Source organism: Pseudosulfitobacter sp. DSM 107133, from assembly GCF_022788695.1.
Taxonomy (GTDB): Bacteria; Pseudomonadota; Alphaproteobacteria; order Rhodobacterales; family Rhodobacteraceae; genus Pseudosulfitobacter.
On the sequence record NZ_CP085154.1, the window covers coordinates 3,061,639 to 3,079,126 of the forward strand.

15 protein-coding genes are annotated in these 17,488 nt (G+C 59.7%); 4 read left to right on the forward strand and 11 right to left on the reverse strand.

The annotated features are described in order from the left end of the window. Positions 1-160: 160 nt before the first annotated feature. The 4 genes from DSM107133_RS15220 to rpsJ are packed head-to-tail and all read right to left on the reverse strand — an operon-like array spanning position 161 to position 2,279. A complete protein-coding gene (locus tag DSM107133_RS15220; protein ID WP_028957236.1) occupies positions 161-457 on the reverse strand; it encodes a 50S ribosomal protein L23 in 297 nt (98 codons plus the stop codon). Then, on the reverse strand, positions 454-1,071 hold the full coding sequence (rplD, locus tag DSM107133_RS15225) for a 50S ribosomal protein L4 (RefSeq protein ID WP_114292536.1): 618 nt from the start codon (positions 1,069-1,071) through the stop codon (positions 454-456). Before rplD ends, DSM107133_RS15220 begins: the two co-directional genes overlap by 4 nt. Beyond that, positions 1,068-1,943, reverse strand: coding sequence for a 50S ribosomal protein L3 (gene rplC / locus DSM107133_RS15230; RefSeq protein WP_114292537.1), 876 nt, complete (start codon positions 1,941-1,943; stop codon positions 1,068-1,070). The genes rplD and rplC overlap by 4 nt, the downstream gene beginning before the upstream one ends. Positions 1,944-1,961: 18 nt before the next feature. Further along, on the reverse strand, positions 1,962-2,279 hold the full coding sequence (rpsJ, locus tag DSM107133_RS15235; RefSeq protein ID WP_005849850.1) for a 30S ribosomal protein S10: 318 nt from the start codon (positions 2,277-2,279) through the stop codon (positions 1,962-1,964). A 326-nt stretch (positions 2,280-2,605) separates the two neighbouring features. On the opposite strand from rpsJ, the gene DSM107133_RS15240 reads away from it, so the two are divergent. The 3 genes from DSM107133_RS15240 (at position 2,606) to DSM107133_RS15250 (ending at position 5,647) form a co-directional block, all read left to right on the forward strand. Then, entirely contained in the window at positions 2,606-3,022 is a 417-nt protein-coding gene (locus DSM107133_RS15240; RefSeq protein WP_240310448.1) for an NUDIX hydrolase, read from the forward strand. 78 nt (positions 3,023-3,100) lie between these two features. Beyond that, positions 3,101-4,585: an inorganic phosphate transporter gene (locus DSM107133_RS15245; RefSeq protein WP_114292539.1), complete on the forward strand. Its 1,485-nt coding sequence runs from the start codon at positions 3,101-3,103 to the stop codon at positions 4,583-4,585. 363 nt (positions 4,586-4,948) lie between these two features. Next, a complete protein-coding gene (locus DSM107133_RS15250; protein ID WP_114292540.1) occupies positions 4,949-5,647 on the forward strand; it encodes a Hint domain-containing protein in 699 nt (232 codons plus the stop codon). Between the two features lie 95 nt (positions 5,648-5,742). Here the strand turns inward: DSM107133_RS15250 and tuf are convergent, their stop codons facing one another. The 4 genes from tuf to rpsL all read right to left on the reverse strand — a co-directional run bounded on the left by tuf (position 5,743) and on the right by rpsL (position 10,171). Further along, positions 5,743-6,918, reverse strand: coding sequence for an elongation factor Tu (gene tuf, locus DSM107133_RS15255; protein ID WP_243253566.1), 1,176 nt, complete (start codon positions 6,916-6,918; stop codon positions 5,743-5,745). A gap of 90 nt (positions 6,919-7,008) precedes the next feature. Next, entirely contained in the window at positions 7,009-9,126 is a 2,118-nt protein-coding gene (gene fusA, locus DSM107133_RS15260) for an elongation factor G (RefSeq protein WP_114294197.1), read from the reverse strand. A 40-nt stretch (positions 9,127-9,166) separates the two neighbouring features. Beyond that, positions 9,167-9,637 carry a 30S ribosomal protein S7 gene (gene rpsG, locus DSM107133_RS15265; protein ID WP_114294196.1) on the reverse strand — a complete coding sequence of 157 codons (471 nt, stop codon included), beginning with the start codon at positions 9,635-9,637 and terminating at the stop codon, positions 9,167-9,169. 162 nt (positions 9,638-9,799) lie between these two features. Beyond that, positions 9,800-10,171: a 30S ribosomal protein S12 gene (gene rpsL, locus DSM107133_RS15270; RefSeq protein WP_028957955.1), complete on the reverse strand. Its 372-nt coding sequence runs from the start codon at positions 10,169-10,171 to the stop codon at positions 9,800-9,802. A gap of 386 nt (positions 10,172-10,557) precedes the next feature. Here rpsL and DSM107133_RS15275 point away from each other — a divergent pair, with 386 nt between their 5' ends. Beyond that, a complete protein-coding gene (locus tag DSM107133_RS15275; protein ID WP_114294195.1) occupies positions 10,558-11,367 on the forward strand; it encodes a putative rhamnosyl transferase in 810 nt (269 codons plus the stop codon). Here DSM107133_RS15275 and DSM107133_RS15280 read toward each other — a convergent pair. From DSM107133_RS15280 to rpoC, 3 genes are all read right to left on the reverse strand, one after another. Next, entirely contained in the window at positions 11,364-12,236 is an 873-nt protein-coding gene (locus tag DSM107133_RS15280) for a DMT family transporter (protein WP_114294194.1), read from the reverse strand. The two genes, DSM107133_RS15275 and DSM107133_RS15280, sit on opposite strands and share 4 nt — an antisense overlap. Then, positions 12,236-13,048, reverse strand: coding sequence for a glycosyltransferase (locus DSM107133_RS15285; RefSeq protein ID WP_114294193.1), 813 nt, complete (start codon positions 13,046-13,048; stop codon positions 12,236-12,238). The genes DSM107133_RS15280 and DSM107133_RS15285 overlap by 1 nt, the downstream gene beginning before the upstream one ends. 166 nt (positions 13,049-13,214) lie before the next feature. Next, positions 13,215-17,465: a DNA-directed RNA polymerase subunit beta' gene (rpoC, locus tag DSM107133_RS15290; RefSeq protein ID WP_114294192.1), complete on the reverse strand. Its 4,251-nt coding sequence runs from the start codon at positions 17,463-17,465 to the stop codon at positions 13,215-13,217. Between the last annotated feature and the right edge of the window lie 23 nt (positions 17,466-17,488).

Genomic DNA, 17,488 nt, shown 5'->3' on the forward strand with positions numbered 1-17,488 from the left:
TGGGTCCTCGCAATGGAATTTGCGAATAAAACCCGAATTACGCCGAAACTTTCAAGCGCTTTATGGCAGTTTGAGACCATTAGGCTCTAGCCACCCCCCAAACAGAAAAACCCCCGGCCACTTTCGCGGCCGGGGGTTTTCCCAATCAATACCGAACGACTTACAGCCCCGAGGACACGTCGATGGTGTTGCCCTCTTCGAGGGTCACATAGGCTTTTTTGACGTCCTTGCGACGGCCGGGCTGGCCGCGGAACCGCTTGGTCTTGCCTTTGGTGATGGACGTGTTCACGGCCTTCACCTTGACGCCAAAGACGGCCTCGACGGCCTCTTTGATCATCGGCTTGTTGCTGTCCATCGCCACTTCGAACACAACTGCGTTGGCTTCGGATGCCATGGTTGCTTTCTCGGTGATGATCGGCTTGCGGATCACGTCGTAGTGGTTTGCTTTGGCGCTCATTTCAAACGGGCCTCCAGTGCTTCGACACCTGCTTTGGTGAGCACGAGCGTGTCACTTTTCAGGATGTCATAGACGTTAGCGCCCATCGACGGCAGGATATCCAGACCTTCGATGTTGCGCGATGCGATCAGGAACTCTTCGTTGACCGAAGCTCCGTCAACCACCAGTGCGCGTTTCCAGCCAAGATCCTTGACCTGTTTGGCCAGAGCGGCGGTTTTACCGGCAGCTGTTGCCGCGTCGATGATAACCAGTTCGCCCGCTTTCATCTTGGCGCTGAGTGCGTGACGCAGGCCCAGTTTGCGGAACTTCTTGGTCAGCTCGTGGCCGTGCGAACGCGGGGTCGGACCCTTGTAGATACCACCTTTGCGGAAGATCGGCGCGTTGCGGTCACCGTGGCGTGCGCCGCCGGTGCCTTTTTGGCGATAGATCTTCTTGGTCGAATAGGAGGTTTCCGAGCGGGTCTTGACCTTGTGCGTGCCTTGCTGGGCGTTGTTACGCTGCCAGCGCACGACGCGGTGCAGGATGTCCGCGCGCGGCTCAAGACCGAACAGGGCCTCGTCCAGCTCTACCGATCCGGCTTTGCCGCCGTCCATTTGGATGACATCGAATTTCATGCGTCACCTTCTTTCTTGTCTTCGGCGTCCGAGTTGTCGGCGTCCGAACCTTCGGCTGCGATATCAGCTTCAGCGGCTTTCAGCGCTTCGGCTTCGGCTGCAGCTTGCTCTTCGGCCAGACGCTTTGCTTCTGCTTCTGCTTCGGCTGCTGCTGCGGCGGCGGCTTCTTCTGCGGCTTTGGCAGCTTCGTCAGCGGCCGAACGCAGGGCGGCGGGCAGGATTGCAGTGTCGGGGAACGGTTTCTTGACCGCGTCCTTGACTGTCACCCAACCACCTTTGGAACCGGGAACGGCGCCCTTGACCATGATCAGGCCACGGTCGCTGTCGGTGCGGATCACTTGCAGGTTTTGTGTGGTAACACGGGCAGCGCCCATGTGACCGGCCATTTTCTTGCCTTTGAAAACCTTGCCGGGATCCTGACACTGACCTGTCGAACCGTGCGAACGGTGCGAGATCGAAACACCGTGCGACGCACGCAGACCACCGAAGTTGTGACGCTTCATCGCACCGGCAAAACCTTTACCGATGGATGTGCCTGCCACGTCCACGTACTGACCTTCAAAGTAATGGTCGGCGATGATTTCCTCGCCCACGGCCAGCATGGCCTCGGGGTCAACACGGAATTCAGCAACCTTACGCTTGGGTTCAACCGAAGCGGCGGCAAAGTGGCCGCGCATCGCCTGGCTTGTGCGTTTGACTTTGGCTGTGCCCGCGCCGAGCTGAACAGCTGTGTAGCCGTCTTTCTCGGGTGTGCGTTGGGCAACAACCTGCAATTTGTCGAGCTGGAGAACGGTCACAGGAATCTGTTTGCCGTCTTCCATGAACAGCCGGGTCATGCCGACTTTTTTCGCGATAACGCCTGAGCGCAACATATGATTACCCTCCTACGCTTACGATTGCAGCTTGATCTCGACGTCCACACCAGCGGCCAGGTCGAGCTTCATCAGCGCGTCCACGGTCTGGGGAGTCGGATCAACGATGTCCAGCAGGCGCTTGTGCGTGCGGATCTCGAACTGGTCACGGGATTTCTTGTCAACGTGGGGGCCACGCAGAACGGTGAATTTCTCGATTTTGTTCGGCAGCGGAATGGGGCCGCGAACCGAAGCGCCTGTGCGCTTCGCGGTGTTGACGATTTCCTGTGTGGAAGCATCAAGCACCCGGTAGTCAAACGCCTTGAGGCGAATGCGGATGTTTTGGCTTTGTGCCATGTGCATATCCCTTGACTTGGGATTTCAACGGATTGGAGGAAGGACGCTCATCGTCCGCCCTCATCGCGTGTTGTGTAGAACCAAGAAGGGCACGCATAGGCGCACCCTTCTGATAATCTGGGCCGTTTACGGGGAGTCGGGTGCAAATGCAATGGGCATTTGACAAAAACTTGCCCGCGCAAAGGGGCAAACCGTTGTCCGATTTGCATCTGCCCGAGATAACGCTATATTAACCAATCAAAAGCAAGAAGAAAAACAACAAGATCGTTGAGCAGTTTCGCATGTTTGAAGTCCTGAGGAAAATCTGGGGTCACACCCTGGCGCCCATGTTGCAGCGCCCAAAGCGGTTGCAGGTTGCTGCGCTGTGCCACCGCGCCAAGGGCGACGGCACCGAAGAGGTGTTGCTGGTCACCAGCCGCGATTCCGGGCGCTGGATCATTCCAAAGGGCTGGCCGATCCGCGGCCTGAAATCCTCCGAGGCCGCCTTGCAGGAAGCCTGGGAAGAGGCCGGCGTGCGCAACAGCAAGGCCGAGGCCGCCCCGATCGGCACCTATACCTATGACAAACGCCAAAACGCGGGCTGGGACATGCCGGTGGAAACGCTGGTCTATTCGGTGGCCGTGAACGATCTGAGCGAAGTCTTTCCCGAATCCCACGAGCGCAAGCGCAAGTGGGTCTCGCCCAGCGACGCCGCCGAGATGGTCGCAGAACCCGAACTACAGATGATTTTGCGCCAGATGTAAGCCCACGCCAGCCGCGCCCGCCTTGATCGCGCGCGCCACTTAGGGCAAGTACGGTCAACTGCACAGGGGACCGTACACATGAGCGACACCGAAGGCGATCCACGCCACCTGGAAACACTGGACCGCGACCTTGCGCGCTTTTCCAATGCGGAACTGGCAGCGAACTATGTTGCGCGCCCGATGGTCAGCACCGGCATCGCGCTGGTTTTCGTGGTGATCGCGGGCCTTGCGGCGGCGCTGTTCTTTGGTCAGGCCAACAATTCGGTCATCGTTGTCGTGGCGGCCTGTCTGGGTGCCTATATGGCGCTGAACATCGGGGCGAACGACGTGGCCAACAACATGGGCCCTGCGGTGGGGGCCAATGCGCTGACCATGGGCGGGGCCATTGCCATTGCCGTGATCTTCGAAAGCGCAGGCGCCCTGCTGGCGGGGGGCGATGTGGTGTCGACCATCGCCAAGGGCATCATTGCCCCCGAAAGCATGGGCAACGCCACCACATTCATCTGGGCGATGATGGCGGCGCTGCTGTCTGCCGCGCTGTGGATCAATCTGGCCACATGGATCGGCGCGCCGGTGTCCACCACCCATTCGGTTGTGGGCGGTGTGATGGGCGCAGGCATTGCCGCCATCGGCTTTGCCGCGGTCAACTGGCCGACAATGGGCAAGATTGCCGCCAGCTGGGTGATCTCGCCGGTGCTGGGCGGCGCCGTTGCGGCACTGTTTCTGGCGTTGATCAAATCCCGTATCATCTACCGCGACGACAAGATCGCCGCGGCGCGCAAATGGGTGCCTGTGCTGGTCGGCATCATGGCGGGCACCTTTGCCACCTATCTCGCGCTTAAAGGTCTGGGCAAGGTCATCAAAATCGAGCTGCACTCGGCCGCTGTGATCGGACTGGTGATCGCTGTGCTGACATGGCTGGTGATGATTCCGGTGGTGCGCAAACAGTCCGAAGGGCTGGAGAACCGCAACAAGTCGCTCAAGGTGCTGTTCGGAATCCCGCTGATCGTCTCTGCGGCGCTGCTCAGCTTTGCGCATGGGGCCAATGATGTGGCCAATGCGGTGGGGCCGCTGGCGGCGATTGTGCAGGCCTCGGGCACCGGCAGCTTTACCGACGCCGTCAGCATTCCCTCATGGGTCATGATTATCGGGGCTTTTGGCATCTCGTTCGGTCTGTTCCTGTTCGGGCCGAAACTGATCCGCATGGTGGGTGGCCAGATCACCAAGCTGAACCCGATGCGCGCCTATTGCGTGGCGCTGTCTGCGGCGATCACGGTGATCGTGGCCAGCTGGCTGGGCCTGCCTGTCAGTTCGACCCACATCGCGGTGGGCGGTGTCTTCGGCGTCGGATTTTTCCGCGAATGGGACGCGGAACGGCGCATTCGTAAGGCCAAGCTGGCGATGCCGAACCGCGCCAATTATGCGCCCGAAGAGCGCCGCCGCCGCAAGCTGGTGCGCCGGTCGCATTTCCTGACCATCATTGCCGCATGGGTCATCACGGTGCCCGCCGCCGCAATTCTGTCGGCACTGCTGTTCTTTGGCATTCAGGGCATGGCCGGCTGACACGGCTTTTTCTGCCCGAACGCGGCACAATGCCCGAACCTGGCCACACCCCAAGCGGGCATTGGAAACAATGCCCGCGATTTTCAACAACTGATTTAAATTCAGAAACTTAGCCACCCCTCCGGGCGGCGAAAATCCTCCTATTGCGGGCATATTTCACACGCCCACTCGCGCCACTCTCGCCTTGCGTGTAATCTTGTGCCACGGACGCACCGCCAAACACCCTGCAGGGGGGGGCTTTGTCTGGCGGTGAACATCGAGCATGGCCGGGTCGCTACAGCCGACCTTTGGCCGAATGACGTGAACACGCATCGCCCGGCACAATGACCACAGGTGCCGGCATTCGCCTGAGGAGCCTATCCAATGACCACACAGGACCCGACACCCAACCGAACCGGCACCACATCGGGGCCGCTGGACAGGGATGAGATGAAAATGACCGCCGTTCCCGATATGGAACGCAGAATGGTCAGCTTTACCCCCGGCACCCAGATCTCCACCCGCAACGGCTTTGTCAGCGTCGAAGACCTTGCGGTCGGAGACGAGGTGATCACCCGCGAGCGTGGCTATCAGCCGATCCGCTGGATCGGCAGCTGCACCCTGACAGCCGCAGAGCTGAGACAGAACCCGCAGCTGCAACCGGTTCTGGTGCGCAAGGGCGCGATCGGCAAGGATCACCCGCTGCGCGACACGTTGCTCAGCCCCAACCAACGGGTTCTGCTGGCCAAAACGACCGACCAGCCCGAAGACGCGCCCGAAGGATTGGTCGCCATCAGTGCGCTGGTGGACCTTGACGGCATCGACCGCGTGGCGGCCTCGGATGTGACCTATGTGCATCTGGTGTTTGACCGTCACCCCGTGGTGCTGGGCGATGGCCTGTGGTCGGACAGCCTTCAGCCGGGCAATTCCAAAGCGGTGCCGATCAAAAGCGCCGGGGCCGGCACTGTGGTTGATCTGTTCCCCGAACTGACCCCGTCGCGCATCGACAGCGAAACGATCTTTGCCCAGGCGGCGGCGGAAAAGGAATACGCGCGCCATCTGTCAGCGCAACAGCACGGCTAGGCCCTGCCACACCCCGAAACACAAAAAGGCCGCAGCATATGCTGCGGCCTTTTCTTTGGAAGCGTCATGCGGGTCCGAAGACCCGCACAAGCGGCTTACTCGGTGATTTTCGACACCACGCCGGCGCCGACGGTGCGGCCGCCTTCACGGATCGCAAAGCGCAGGCCCTGCTCCATGGCGATCGGCGCGATCAGCTCGACGTCGAACTTCAGGTTGTCGCCGGGCATAACCATTTCCGTGCCTTCGGGCAGGTTCACGGTGCCGGTCACGTCGGTGGTGCGGAAGTAGAACTGCGGACGGTAGTTCGCGAAGAACGGCGTGTGACGGCCACCCTCATCCTTGGTCAGGATATAGGCTTCGGCTTCGAACTTGGTGTGCGGGTTCACCGAACCGGGTTTGCACAGAACCTGACCACGCTCAACGCCTTCACGGTCGATGCCGCGCAGCAGGGCGCCGATGTTGTCGCCGGCTTCACCACGATCCAGCAGTTTGCGGAACATTTCCACGCCTGTGCAGGTGGTTTTCTTGGTGTCGCGGATGCCGACGATTTCGATGTCGTCGCCCACGTTGATCACGCCACGTTCGATACGGCCGGTCACAACGGTACCACGACCCGAGATCGAGAACACGTCTTCGACGGGCATCAGGAACGGCTGGTCCACGGCACGCTCGGGTGTCGGGATGTATTCGTCAACAGCGGCCATCAGCTTCTTGATCGACTCTTCGCCAATCTCGGGGTCGCGGCCTTCCATGGCGGCCAGGGCCGAACCGGGGATGATCGGAATGTCGTCGCCGGGGTACTCATACGAGGACAGCAGCTCGCGGATTTCCATTTCCACCAGTTCCAGCAGTTCTTCGTCGTCCACCTGGTCCACTTTGTTCATGTAGACAACCATGTAGGGGATGCCCACCTGGCGGCCCAGCAGGATGTGCTCGCGCGTTTGCGGCATCGGGCCGTCGGCAGCGTTCACAACCAGGATCGCGCCGTCCATCTGCGCAGCACCGGTGATCATGTTCTTGACGTAGTCGGCGTGGCCGGGGCAGTCGACGTGCGCGTAGTGGCGGCTTTCGGTTTCATATTCGACGTGGGCGGTCGAAATGGTGATACCGCGGGCTTTTTCTTCGGGCGCGCCATCGATCTGGTCATAGGCTTTGAAGTCACCAAAGTATTTGGTGATCGCAGCTGTCAGCGTGGTTTTGCCGTGGTCAACGTGGCCGATTGTGCCGATGTTAACGTGTGGTTTGTTACGTTCAAACTTTGCCTTACCCATGGGGGAGGTCTCCTATTTGTCTTGGTTGGGAGGCGGGGTAACCCCTGCCCTACTTAAGTTGGGTAGGGCGGGGTTTCCCCCGCCATCCCGTTACGCGAATTTGGACTGGATCTCTTCCGAGATGTTGTGCGGCACAGCTTCGTAGTGGTCGAACTGCATGGTAAAGTTCGCACGGCCCGAAGACATCGAACGCAGGGTGTTGATGTAGCCGAACATGTTGGCCAGCGGCACGAATGCGTCGATCGCAATCGCGTTGCCGCGGGTATCCTGACCCTGAACCTGACCGCGACGCGATGTCAGGTCGCCGATGATGCCGCCGGTGTATTCTTCCGGTGTCACAACTTCGACTTTCATGATCGGTTCCAGCATCTTCGCACCGGCTTTGCGCATACCTTCACGCATACACATCCGCGCCGCGATTTCGAACGCCAGAACGCTCGAGTCAACGTCGTGGAACTTACCGTCGATCAGCGCAACCTTGAAGTCGATCACGGGGAAGCCGGCCAACGGGCCGCTGTCCATGACCGAACGGATGCCTTTTTCAACGCCCGGGATGTATTCCTTGGGCACCGAACCACCAACGATGCGGCTTTCGAACGAGAAGCCTTCGCCCGGCTCTGTCGGCGAAATGATCATTTTCACCTCGGCGAACTGACCCGAACCACCCGACTGTTTCTTGTGGGTGTAAGTGTGTTCGACTTCGTGACCGATGGTTTCACGATAGGCCACCTGCGGCGCACCGATGTTGGCCTCGACCTTGAATTCACGCTTGAGACGGTCAACCAGGATGTCCAGGTGAAGTTCGCCCATGCCTTTCATGATGGTCTGACCGGATTCGATATCGGTCTCGACACGGAAGGAGGGGTCTTCGGCGGCCAGACGTTGCAGGCCCATCGACATTTTTTCCTGGTCGGCTTTGGTCTTGGGCTCGACGGCGATCTCGATCACGGGATCGGGGAAGGTCATCGTTTCCAGAACAACAGGGTCGTTGACGGCGCAAAGCGTGTCACCGGTTGTGGTGTTCTTCAGACCGGCCAGCGCGATGATGTCGCCCGCGAACGCTTCGGTGATTTCTTCACGCTCGTTCGAGTGCATCATCATCATACGGCCAACACGTTCTTTGTTGCCCTTGGTCGAGTTCAACAGCGTGTCGCCCTTGTTCAGCACGCCCGAGTAGATGCGTGTGAAGGTCAGGGTGCCGACGAAGGGGTCGTTCATGATTTTGAACGCCAGCGCCGAGAACGCCATTGCATCATCCGCGCGACGCGGGATGTTACGTGTTTCTGTTTCGTCACCGGGTTTGAAGCCCATGTAATCGACAACGTCCATCGGCGACGGCAGATAGTCGATCACGGCGTTCAGCAGAGGCTGGACGCCTTTGTTCTTGAACGCGGAACCACACAGAACGGGGATGAATTTGATCCCCAGTGTACCGGCACGGATCAGGCGGCGCAGTGTCGGCACGTCGGGCTCTTCGCCTTCCAGATATGCTTCCATCGCGTCGTCGTCCATTTCGACGGCGATCTCGATCATTTTCGCGCGCCATTCGTCAGCCAGATCTTTCAGGCTGTCGCGGATCGGCTTCTTGACCCAGCTTGCGCCCAGATCTTCGCCTTCCCAGACCCACTCTTCCATGGTGACCAGGTCGACCATGCCTTCCAGCTCGGTCTCGGAACCGATCGGAATCTGGATCGGGCACGGTGTCGCGCCGGTGCGGTCCTGGATCATGCGCACGCAGTTGAAGAAATCTGCGCCGATCTTGTCCATCTTGTTGACGAACACGATACGCGGAACCTTGTAGCGGTCGGCCTGACGCCACACGGTTTCGGTTTGCGGCTCGACACCGGCGTTGGCGTCGAGAACGGCAACCGCACCATCGAGAACCGCCAGCGAACGTTCGACTTCAATGGTGAAGTCAACGTGGCCGGGGGTGTCGATGATGTTCATGCGGTGCTTGGGCGTGTCGGGTGTCTCACCGTCTTCGGTGCGTTCCCAGAACGTAGTGGTCGCAGCCGAGGTGATGGTGATCCCACGCTCTTGCTCTTGTTCCATCCAGTCCATGGTTGCGGCGCCGTCGTGCACCTCACCGATGTTGTGCGACTTGCCTGTATAGAACAGGATGCGTTCCGAACAGGTGGTTTTGCCGGCATCAATGTGTGCCATGATGCCGAAGTTGCGGTAGCGGTCGAGCGGATAATCGCGTGCCATTGGGCTGCTTCCTCAGAGATTGCGTCGGAGAACCGACGTATTACCAACGATAATGGCTGAACGCTTTGTTGGCGTCGGCCATCTTGTGTGTGTCTTCGCGCTTTTTCACCGCGGTGCCGCGGGACTGAACGGCATCCATCAGCTCGCCTGCAAGGCGCTCTTCCATGGTGTTTTCGTTCCGTGCGCGGCTGGCTTTGATCAACCAGCGGATCGCCAGGGCCTCGCGGCGCTCGGGGCGCACTTCGACGGGAACCTGGTATGTCGCACCACCAACGCGGCGCGAACGCACTTCGACGGAGGGTTTGATGTTTTCCAGCGCTTCGTGGAACACTTCCACGGGGGCGCGTTTGATTTTGCCTTCAACGCGCTCAAGTGCGTTGTAAACGATGCGCTCGGCGGTCGATTTCTTACCGTCCAGCATCAGGTTGTTCATGAATTTTGTCAGAACCTTATCGCCATACTTGGCGTCCGGCAGGACTTCGCGTTTTTCAGCAGCGTGACGACGTGACATCCTCAGCTTCCCTCTACGGTGGCCGCGCAGCTGTCATGATGACCGGGCTGGCAGCAATTTGATTTGTTTCGCAAGATGCGAGAGCGAATTTGGATCTGCCCCGCAGCCAGGCCGCGGTCAGACCGGTGCGCTTTCACCCGTGGCGGGCAAAAGCGCGAACCATTACTTCGGACGTTTCGCGCCGTATTTCGAACGACGTTGTTTCCGGTCCTTGACGCCTTGGGTGTCCAGAACGCCACGCAGAACGTGGTAACGGACACCGGGAAGGTCTTTTACACGGCCGCCACGGATCAGAACCACAGAGTGCTCCTGAAGGTTGTGGCCTTCGCCCGGGATGTAGCTGATGACTTCGAAACCGTTGGTCAGGCGGACCTTCGCAACGCGGCGCATCGCCGAGTTCGGTTTCTTGGGCGTTGTTGTATAAACGCGTGTGCAAACGCCGCGCTTTTGCGGGCATTCTTGCAGGTGCGTCGATTTCGAACGTCGGATTTTAGGCTGGCGCGGCTTGCGGATCAGCTGTTGGATCGTTGGCATTCCGGTTTTTTCCCCGTCTTACACATGTGCTGCGGGAAAATCCCGCGGTTTCAATTCAATTGTCCGCGCGTCCACGGACCTGTTCAGTTGCACCCCGAAAGATGCGGTATACGTTGCGCTTGGTGCGCGAATGCAGAAAAGACCGCGACGTTCCCGTACCGAGGCGAACGTTGCGGTGTGTTTCCAGAGGAACGGGTCCATAGGAGACCGGTTCGTGAGCACTTCAATTCTGATTTCGGGACGAGAGCAGGCCGCTCCCTCACCGAGATGTCGCGCGTATAGGGGGAGTCGCAGCGGGTGTCAACAGCACCGACCGACAGCAGCACCTTGCGCAGGCGCGCACGGCTTGTCATGGTCGGGCGGTATATCGAGCAAAGGGCATAGCAATGCAAGTGATCGGGCTGTGCCGGTTTTCCTACCCTGCAATTGGCGGCTTTCAGGTGGATCACCCCACGCTGGAAGAGCGGATTGCCTATCTCTATGCCCCCGCGCGGATGGAAGAACGCTTTGCCACCTTTGAAACCATCACCCTGCCCCCGCTGCGCGCGCAGACCGACCCCGACTTTACCTTTCTCGTAGTGATCGGGGACAGCCTGCCCGACCTGTACCGGCAACGGCTGGAGGCCCTGCTGGCCGATATTCCCCAGGCCATCATTGCCGCCTATCCGCCGCGCCGGCACCGCAAGATCATGCAGGATGCGATCAACGAGGTGCGTGCCTTTGACGGCGAACATTGCCTGCAATTCCGTATGGACGACGATGATGCCGTGGGCGTGCGCTATGTCGAACGCCTGCGCGAGGTGGCGCGGGATGTCAAAGGGCTGGCGAACAAGAACCGCTATCTGGCCATCGATTTCAACCAGGGCTTTCTCGCCCGCGCCTCCGCCAAGGGCATCGAGGCGACCGCGACCAAGCTGCCCTATACCACCGCCGGGCTGGCGCTGATGTTCAAACCGAAGATCATTCAAAGCGTGATGAACTTTGCCCATGTGAAGGTGGCGCAGAACATGCCAACAGTCACGATCACCAACGAAGACATGGTGCTGCGCGGGCACAATGATTTTAACGACAGCCGCCAGAAGAAGAACGTCAAGCCGGTGCCGCTGGAACTTCTGGACGCCGACGGCGAGGCGCATTTGCGCGCCGTGTTCAACATCGACGCCGATCATGTCCGGCAGTTGTATTCAGCGATTTAGGGTCTGGACCCTAGCAACTGACGTTCGCGGTACAGCGTGAACAGGCCCATGCCCACCACGATGCCCGCCCCCAGCAGGGTCAAAGGTGTTGGCCAGTCGCCAAACACCAGCCAGCCCAGCACCAGCGCCCAGATCAACCCCGTGTAACGGAACGGCGCGATAAAGGCGATGTCGCCGGTGCGCATCACCTGCACGCTGAAATAATAACCGCCAAAGATAAACACCGACGACGCCACCAGCAGTGCCCACAGGCGCGGTGTGACCGGCTGCCATGTCTCGCCCAGACTGAAAACCGCAAAGAACAGCAGCACCGCCACCGCCGCGCTGAGTGTGACGGTCAGGCCCGGCACGTCTGGCGACAGGCGCCGCGTCGCCAGATCGCGCACCGTCACCGACACCACTGCGGCCAGCCCGTAGAGCGACCAGACATTGAACCCCTCGGGCCCCGGCCGCACGATCAGCAACATGCCGACAAAGCCCACCCCGATGGCGACGGCCCGTCGCCAGCCCACGGCCTCGCGGAACACCAGGGCGCTGCCCAATGTCACGGTCAACGGAAGGGCCTGCAAGATCGCCGAGACATTCGCCAGCGGCATGTTCATCAGCGCCGTGATAAAGAAATAGGCCGCCGCGATTTCGCTGGCCGAGCGGATGCCGACAAGCATCCAGTCGCGCCACCGCAGATCAAAGCGCAATGCACCCAGATAACGCGCCAGCGCAAAGATCAGCAGCGTCGAAAAGATGCCCCGCAAGGTCAGCAACTGGCCCAGTGGCAACGCCCCGCCGGTCAGTTTGACCGCTGTGTCATTGAAGGTGAAACAGGCCATCGACGCCATCATCAACAGCGCGCCCAGGACATTCGGCGACATCAAAGGCCTTCCAGCATCTCGGGCGTCAGCCCGAAACCGTTGCGCAAGACGCGCTGAATCCCGCGCGGGCGCAAGCTGCCTTCGCGGCCCGACGGTTCGGCTGCTGAATCGTTGTCCTGATGCACCGAGCGGATGAACATCGGCGTGCCGACTTCGGTGTAGCAATCATAGAACTGCGTAAACTGGCGGTGGTTGCGGCGGAACACCGTGGCATGATCGCCCTTGCGCGCCACCAGCGTCAACCCGATCCCCAGCGGGGTCCGTTCAAAGCGTTCGGACAGCATCGGTTCGGCATTTGTGTTCAGGTAGAACCCGCGATTGAAGCCGATGACAAAGGGCGTATCGTCAGACCGCGCAGCCAGCAAGGCATCGGCCATCTTGCGGATGCGGGCCGTGGTCGTGCGGTGCATTCCGTCGTCGTCGTCCTGACGGAAAGTGGCGATATGGGTGGCATCGGGGTCATCGGGCAGCGCGAAATAGGCCTGTTTGACCGCCTGTACATGGGTCATCGGCGGCAGTGCCACGATCTGCGCAGGGGCAAACCCCGCCACCAGCTTTTCCAGACGTGTGCGCGCCGCATCAGGAAAGCTGTCTCCGATCAGGATGGCGGCGGAAAAATCGGTGTCGTCCTGCAAGGCCAGCGTGTGAAAAGCCAGCTTTTCAAACCATGCGAACCGGCGCTCCAGCCGGTCGGGATCATAAAGCATCGCCCGCGTTTTCTCGATGCCCTGACGGGAATTGGCAAAGCCGTTTTCCGACAGATAGGAAAACCGGATCAACCCTTTGATCTGTACTTTGCTTTCGTCCGCCATGCCGCGTCCTGTTCTGTTCCGAACTCACGCTAAGCGATGATCATGTAACGAAAAAGCCCCCTTGCGCATTTTCGGGACCCCGCGTGCCAGAACCGTGGCCGCCCTGCCCTGAAACGCAAAAAGCCCCCGGAACACCGGGGGCTTTCGCAAAGTCGTTTCCGTGCGATCAATCGCGGCTTTCGTCGTCCGAAATGATGGTGTTGAACACGTCGCCACCCACCACGTCGTCCTGAGCCCGCGGCTCGGGTGCGGCCAGGGCTGCTGCCTTCTCCGCCTCTTCGCGGCGCGCCTCGATCACGACGTTGTCGCGGTCTGTGGCGATCTTGCGCATCTGCTGTGTTGCACCACCGGTGCCCGCAGGGATCAGACGACCCACGATGACGTTCTCTTTCAGGCCGACCAGCTTGTCGCGTTTGCCCTGAACCGATGCTTCGGTCAGAACGCGTGTGGTTTCCTGGAACGACGCCGCCGAGATGAAGCTGCGGGTTTGCAAGCTTGCCTTGGTGATGCCCAACAAGATCGGTTCGCCCGTTGCGGGACGGCCTTTTTTGGAAATCGCCTTGGCGTTGGCCTGATCGAATTCCTGCTTGTCGACGTGTTCGCCCTTGAGCAGCGTGGTATCGCCGCTTTCCTGGATCTCCCACTTTTGCAGCATCTGGCGCACGATGACTTCGATGTGCTTGTCGTTGATCCGCACACCTTGGAGGCGGTAAACGTCCTGCACTTCGTCGATCATGTAGTCCGCCAGCGCCTCGACACCCATGATGGCAAGGATGTCGTGGGGGGCCGGGTTGCCGTCCATGATGTAATCGCCCTTCTGGACAAAGTCACCTTCGGCCACGGGAATGTGCTTGCCCTTGGGCACCATGTACTCGACCTTGTGATCCGGATCTTCCGAGCTTTCGATCGCGATGCGGCGCTTGTTCTTGTAGTCCTTGCCAAAGCGCACATAGCCGTCGATTTCCGCGATGATGGCGTGGTCTTTGGGGCGGCGTGCCTCAAACAGTTCGGCCACACGCGGCAGACCACCGGTGATGTCCTTGGTTTTGGACCCTTCACGCGGGATACGCGCGACGATTTCACCGGCCTTGATCTCCTGGCCGTCTTCGATCGACAGAACCGCATCCACAGACATCGGATAGGTTACCGGGTTGCCCGCATCGTTGCGGACCGGTTCGCCATCTTCACCCACAAGGATCACTTCCGGCTTCAGCTCGTTGCCCTTGGGGGCCGCGCGCCAGTCGATCACGATCTTCTGGGTCATGCCTGTCGCATCATCGGTCTCGTCCTTGACGGCGATACCGCTGACCAGATCGACAAATTTGGCTGTACCCGCTTTTTCCGCGATGATCGGCAGCGTGTAGGGATCCCATTCGAACAGCTTGGCCGAACGCGCGATGGTCTCGCCGTCCTTGACGAACAGTTTCGAACCATAGCCGACCTTGTGGCTGGCACGCTCTTCACCGTTTTCGTCGAGGATCGCCAGCTTCATGTTCCGGCCCATGACCATGGTTTCACCGGCTTCGTTTTCGATGGTGATACCGTTTTCGATCTGGACCTTACCAGCGTGGCTGCTTTCCAGGAAGGATTGCTGGCCGCCCTGCGCAACGCCGCCGATGTGGAATGTCCGCATCGTCAGCTGTGTGCCGGGTTCACCGATGGATTGGGCGGCGATGATGCCGACCGCTTCGCCGGTGTTGACGCGCGTACCGCGCGCAAGGTCACGACCGTAGCAGGTGGCGCAAACGCCCTCTTCCGCCTCGCAGGTCAATGGCGAACGAATGCGCATGGACGCAACCGCGTTTTCTTCAACGGCATCTGCCATGCGTTCGTCGATCAACGTGCCATGTGCGATCAGAACTTCGTCGGTGCCGGGTTTCAGCACGTCCTCGGCCGCGACACGGCCCAGAACACGCTCGGACAGCGACGACACGACTTCACCGTCGTTCACAGCCGCGACAGCCGTGATCGAGTTTTCGGTGCCGCAGTCGATCATGCGCACGATACAGTCTTGGGCCACGTCCACCAGACGACGGGTCAGGTAACCCGAGTTCGCTGTTTTCAACGCGGTGTCCGACAGACCTTTGCGGGCGCCGTGGGTCGAGTTGAAGTATTCAAGAACGGTCAGACCTTCCTTGAAGTTCGAGATGATCGGCGTTTCGATGATGTCGCCGTTCGGCTTCGCCATCAGACCGCGCATCCCGCCCAGCTGTTTCATCTGGGTGACCGAGCCACGCGCACCGGAGTGGGCCATCATGTAGACCGAGTTCGGCTCCATTTCGGCTCCGGTTTCGTCGATTTGCACCGCCGAAATCGCGCCCATCATGGCGTCGGTGACCTTGTCGTTACACTTCGACCAGGCGTCGACAACTTTGTTGTACTTTTCACCCTGAGTGATCAGGCCGTCCATGTACTGCTGTTCAAAGTCCTTCACCAGTTCGCGTGTCTCATCAACGATGGTCCACTTGGTTTCGGGGATCAGCATGTCGTCTTTACCGAACGAAATCCCGGCCTTGAACGCCTCGCGGAAGCCCATGGTCATGATCTGGTCACAGAAGATGACGCTCTCTTTCTGGCCGCAATACCGGTAAACGGTATCAATGATCTGCTGCACTTCTTTTTTGCGCAGAAGACGGTTGACCAGATCGAAGGGCGCCTTGGCGTTCAACGGCAGAAGCGCACCCAGACGGACACGGCCCGGCGTGGTTTCATAACGCTTCATGATTTCCTGACCGTCGTCGTCGATCTGCGGAATCCGTGCGGTGATCTTGGAGTGAAGGTGGATCACACCGGCGTCCAGCGCGTGCTGCACTTCGTCGATCGAGCCGAAGACCATGCCTTCGCCCTTCATGCCGGTGCGCTCCAGGGTCGTGTAGTACAGACCCAAGATCATATCCTGCGAGGGAACGATGATCGGCGCGCCGTTGGCAGGCGACAGAACGTTGTTGGTCGACATCATCAGAACGCGCGCTTCCAGCTGGGCTTCCAGCGAGAGAGGCACGTGAACCGCCATTTGGTCACCGTCAAAGTCGGCGTTAAAGGCCGAGCAGACCAGCGGGTGCAGCTGGATCGCCTTGCCTTCGATCAGGATCGGTTCGAACGCCTGAATGCCCAAACGGTGCAGCGTCGGCGCACGGTTCAGCATGACGGGGTGTTCGCGGATAACCTCGTCCAGGATGTCCCAAACCTCGGGGCGTTCCTTTTCAACCAGCTTCTTGGCCTGCTTCACGGTGGAGGACAGGCCCTTGGCTTCAAGGCGCGAATAGATGAACGGCTTGAACAGCTCCAACGCCATCTTCTTGGGCAGACCACATTGGTGAAGCTTCAGTTCGGGGCCGGTCACGATAACCGAACGGCCCGAAAAGTCGACGCGTTTGCCCAAAAGGTTCTGACGGAAGCGGCCTTGCTTCCCCTTCAGCATGTCCGACAGCGACTTCAGCGGGCGCTTGTTGGCTCCGGTGATGACGCGGCCACGACGGCCGTTGTCGAACAATGCGTCGACGGATTCCTGCAACATCCGCTTTTCGTTGCGCACGATGATGTCCGGTGCACGCAGTTCGATCAGACGCTTCAGACGGTTGTTCCGGTTGATCACGCGGCGGTACAGGTCGTTCAGATCCGACGTGGCAAAGCGGCCACCGTCCAGCGGCACCAGCGGGCGCAGTTCAGGCGGAATCACGGGGATCACGGTCAGAACCATCCACTCGGGGCGGTTGCCGGATTCCAGGAAGCTTTCCACGACTTTCAGACGCTTGATGATCTTCTTGGGCTTCAGTTCGCCTGTTGCCTCTTTCAGATCCGCACGCAGGTTGTCTGCTTCGGCTTCAAGGTCGATCATCGACAGCATTTCACGGATCGCTTCGGCGCCGATGTTGGCGGTGAAAGCGTCCATGCCGTATGCGTCCTGCGCGTCCATGAATTCTTCTTCGGTCAGCATCTGACCGTAAGTCAGGTCCGTCAGGCCGGGTTCGATGACAACGTAGTTTTCGAAATACAGCACGCGTTCCAGATCACGCAGTGTCATGTCCAGCATCAGGCCGATGCGCGAGGGCAGCGATTTCAGGAACCAGATATGCGCAACCGGCGAGGCCAGCTCGATGTGGCCCATCCGCTCGCGGCGGACCTTTTGCAGGGTAACTTCAACGCCGCATTTTTCGCAGACGACGCCGCGATACTTCATGCGTTTGTATTTGCCGCACAGGCATTCGTAATCTTTGATCGGGCCAAAGATGCGCGCGCAGAACAGGCCGTCACGCTCGGGCTTGAACGTGCGGTAGTTGATGGTTTCGGGTTTCTTGATCTCGCCGAACGACCACGACAGGATCCGCTCTGGCGACGCCAGCGAGACCTTGATTTCGTCGAACACCTTGGGGGGTGTGAGCGGGTTGAACGGGTTGTTTGTCAGTTCCTGGTTCATTTTCAAATCCTTGAAAGGGAGGC

Bases quoted from the DNA above. Each gene is read 5' to 3' on its own strand.
- DSM107133_RS15280 (WP_114294194.1), bottom strand. From the start codon at position 12,236: ATGTCGCCGAATGTCCTGGGCGCGCTGTTGATGATGGCGTCGATGGCC.
- rpsL (WP_028957955.1), bottom strand. From the start codon at position 10,171: ATGCCAACGATCCAACAGCTGATCCGCAAGCCGCGCCAGCCTAAAATC.
- DSM107133_RS15250 (WP_114292540.1), top strand. From the start codon at position 4,949: ATGACCACACAGGACCCGACACCCAACCGAACCGGCACCACATCGGGG.
- rplD (WP_114292536.1), bottom strand. From the start codon at position 1,071: ATGAAATTCGATGTCATCCAAATGGACGGCGGCAAAGCCGGATCGGTA.
- DSM107133_RS15245 (WP_114292539.1), top strand. From the start codon at position 3,101: ATGAGCGACACCGAAGGCGATCCACGCCACCTGGAAACACTGGACCGC.
- DSM107133_RS15285 (WP_114294193.1), bottom strand. From the start codon at position 13,048: ATGGCGGACGAAAGCAAAGTACAGATCAAAGGGTTGATCCGGTTTTCC.
- fusA (WP_114294197.1), bottom strand. From the start codon at position 9,126: ATGGCACGCGATTATCCGCTCGACCGCTACCGCAACTTCGGCATCATG.
- rpsG (WP_114294196.1), bottom strand. From the start codon at position 9,637: ATGTCACGTCGTCACGCTGCTGAAAAACGCGAAGTCCTGCCGGACGCC.
- DSM107133_RS15275 (WP_114294195.1), top strand. From the start codon at position 10,558: ATGCAAGTGATCGGGCTGTGCCGGTTTTCCTACCCTGCAATTGGCGGC.
- rplC (WP_114292537.1), bottom strand. From the start codon at position 1,943: ATGTTGCGCTCAGGCGTTATCGCGAAAAAAGTCGGCATGACCCGGCTG.
- rpoC (WP_114294192.1), bottom strand. From the start codon at position 17,465: ATGAACCAGGAACTGACAAACAACCCGTTCAACCCGCTCACACCCCCC.
- DSM107133_RS15240 (WP_240310448.1), top strand. From the start codon at position 2,606: ATGTTGCAGCGCCCAAAGCGGTTGCAGGTTGCTGCGCTGTGCCACCGC.
- tuf (WP_243253566.1), bottom strand. From the start codon at position 6,918: ATGGGTAAGGCAAAGTTTGAACGTAACAAACCACACGTTAACATCGGC.
- rpsJ (WP_005849850.1), bottom strand. From the start codon at position 2,279: ATGGCACAAAGCCAAAACATCCGCATTCGCCTCAAGGCGTTTGACTAC.
- DSM107133_RS15220 (WP_028957236.1), bottom strand. From the start codon at position 457: ATGAGCGCCAAAGCAAACCACTACGACGTGATCCGCAAGCCGATCATC.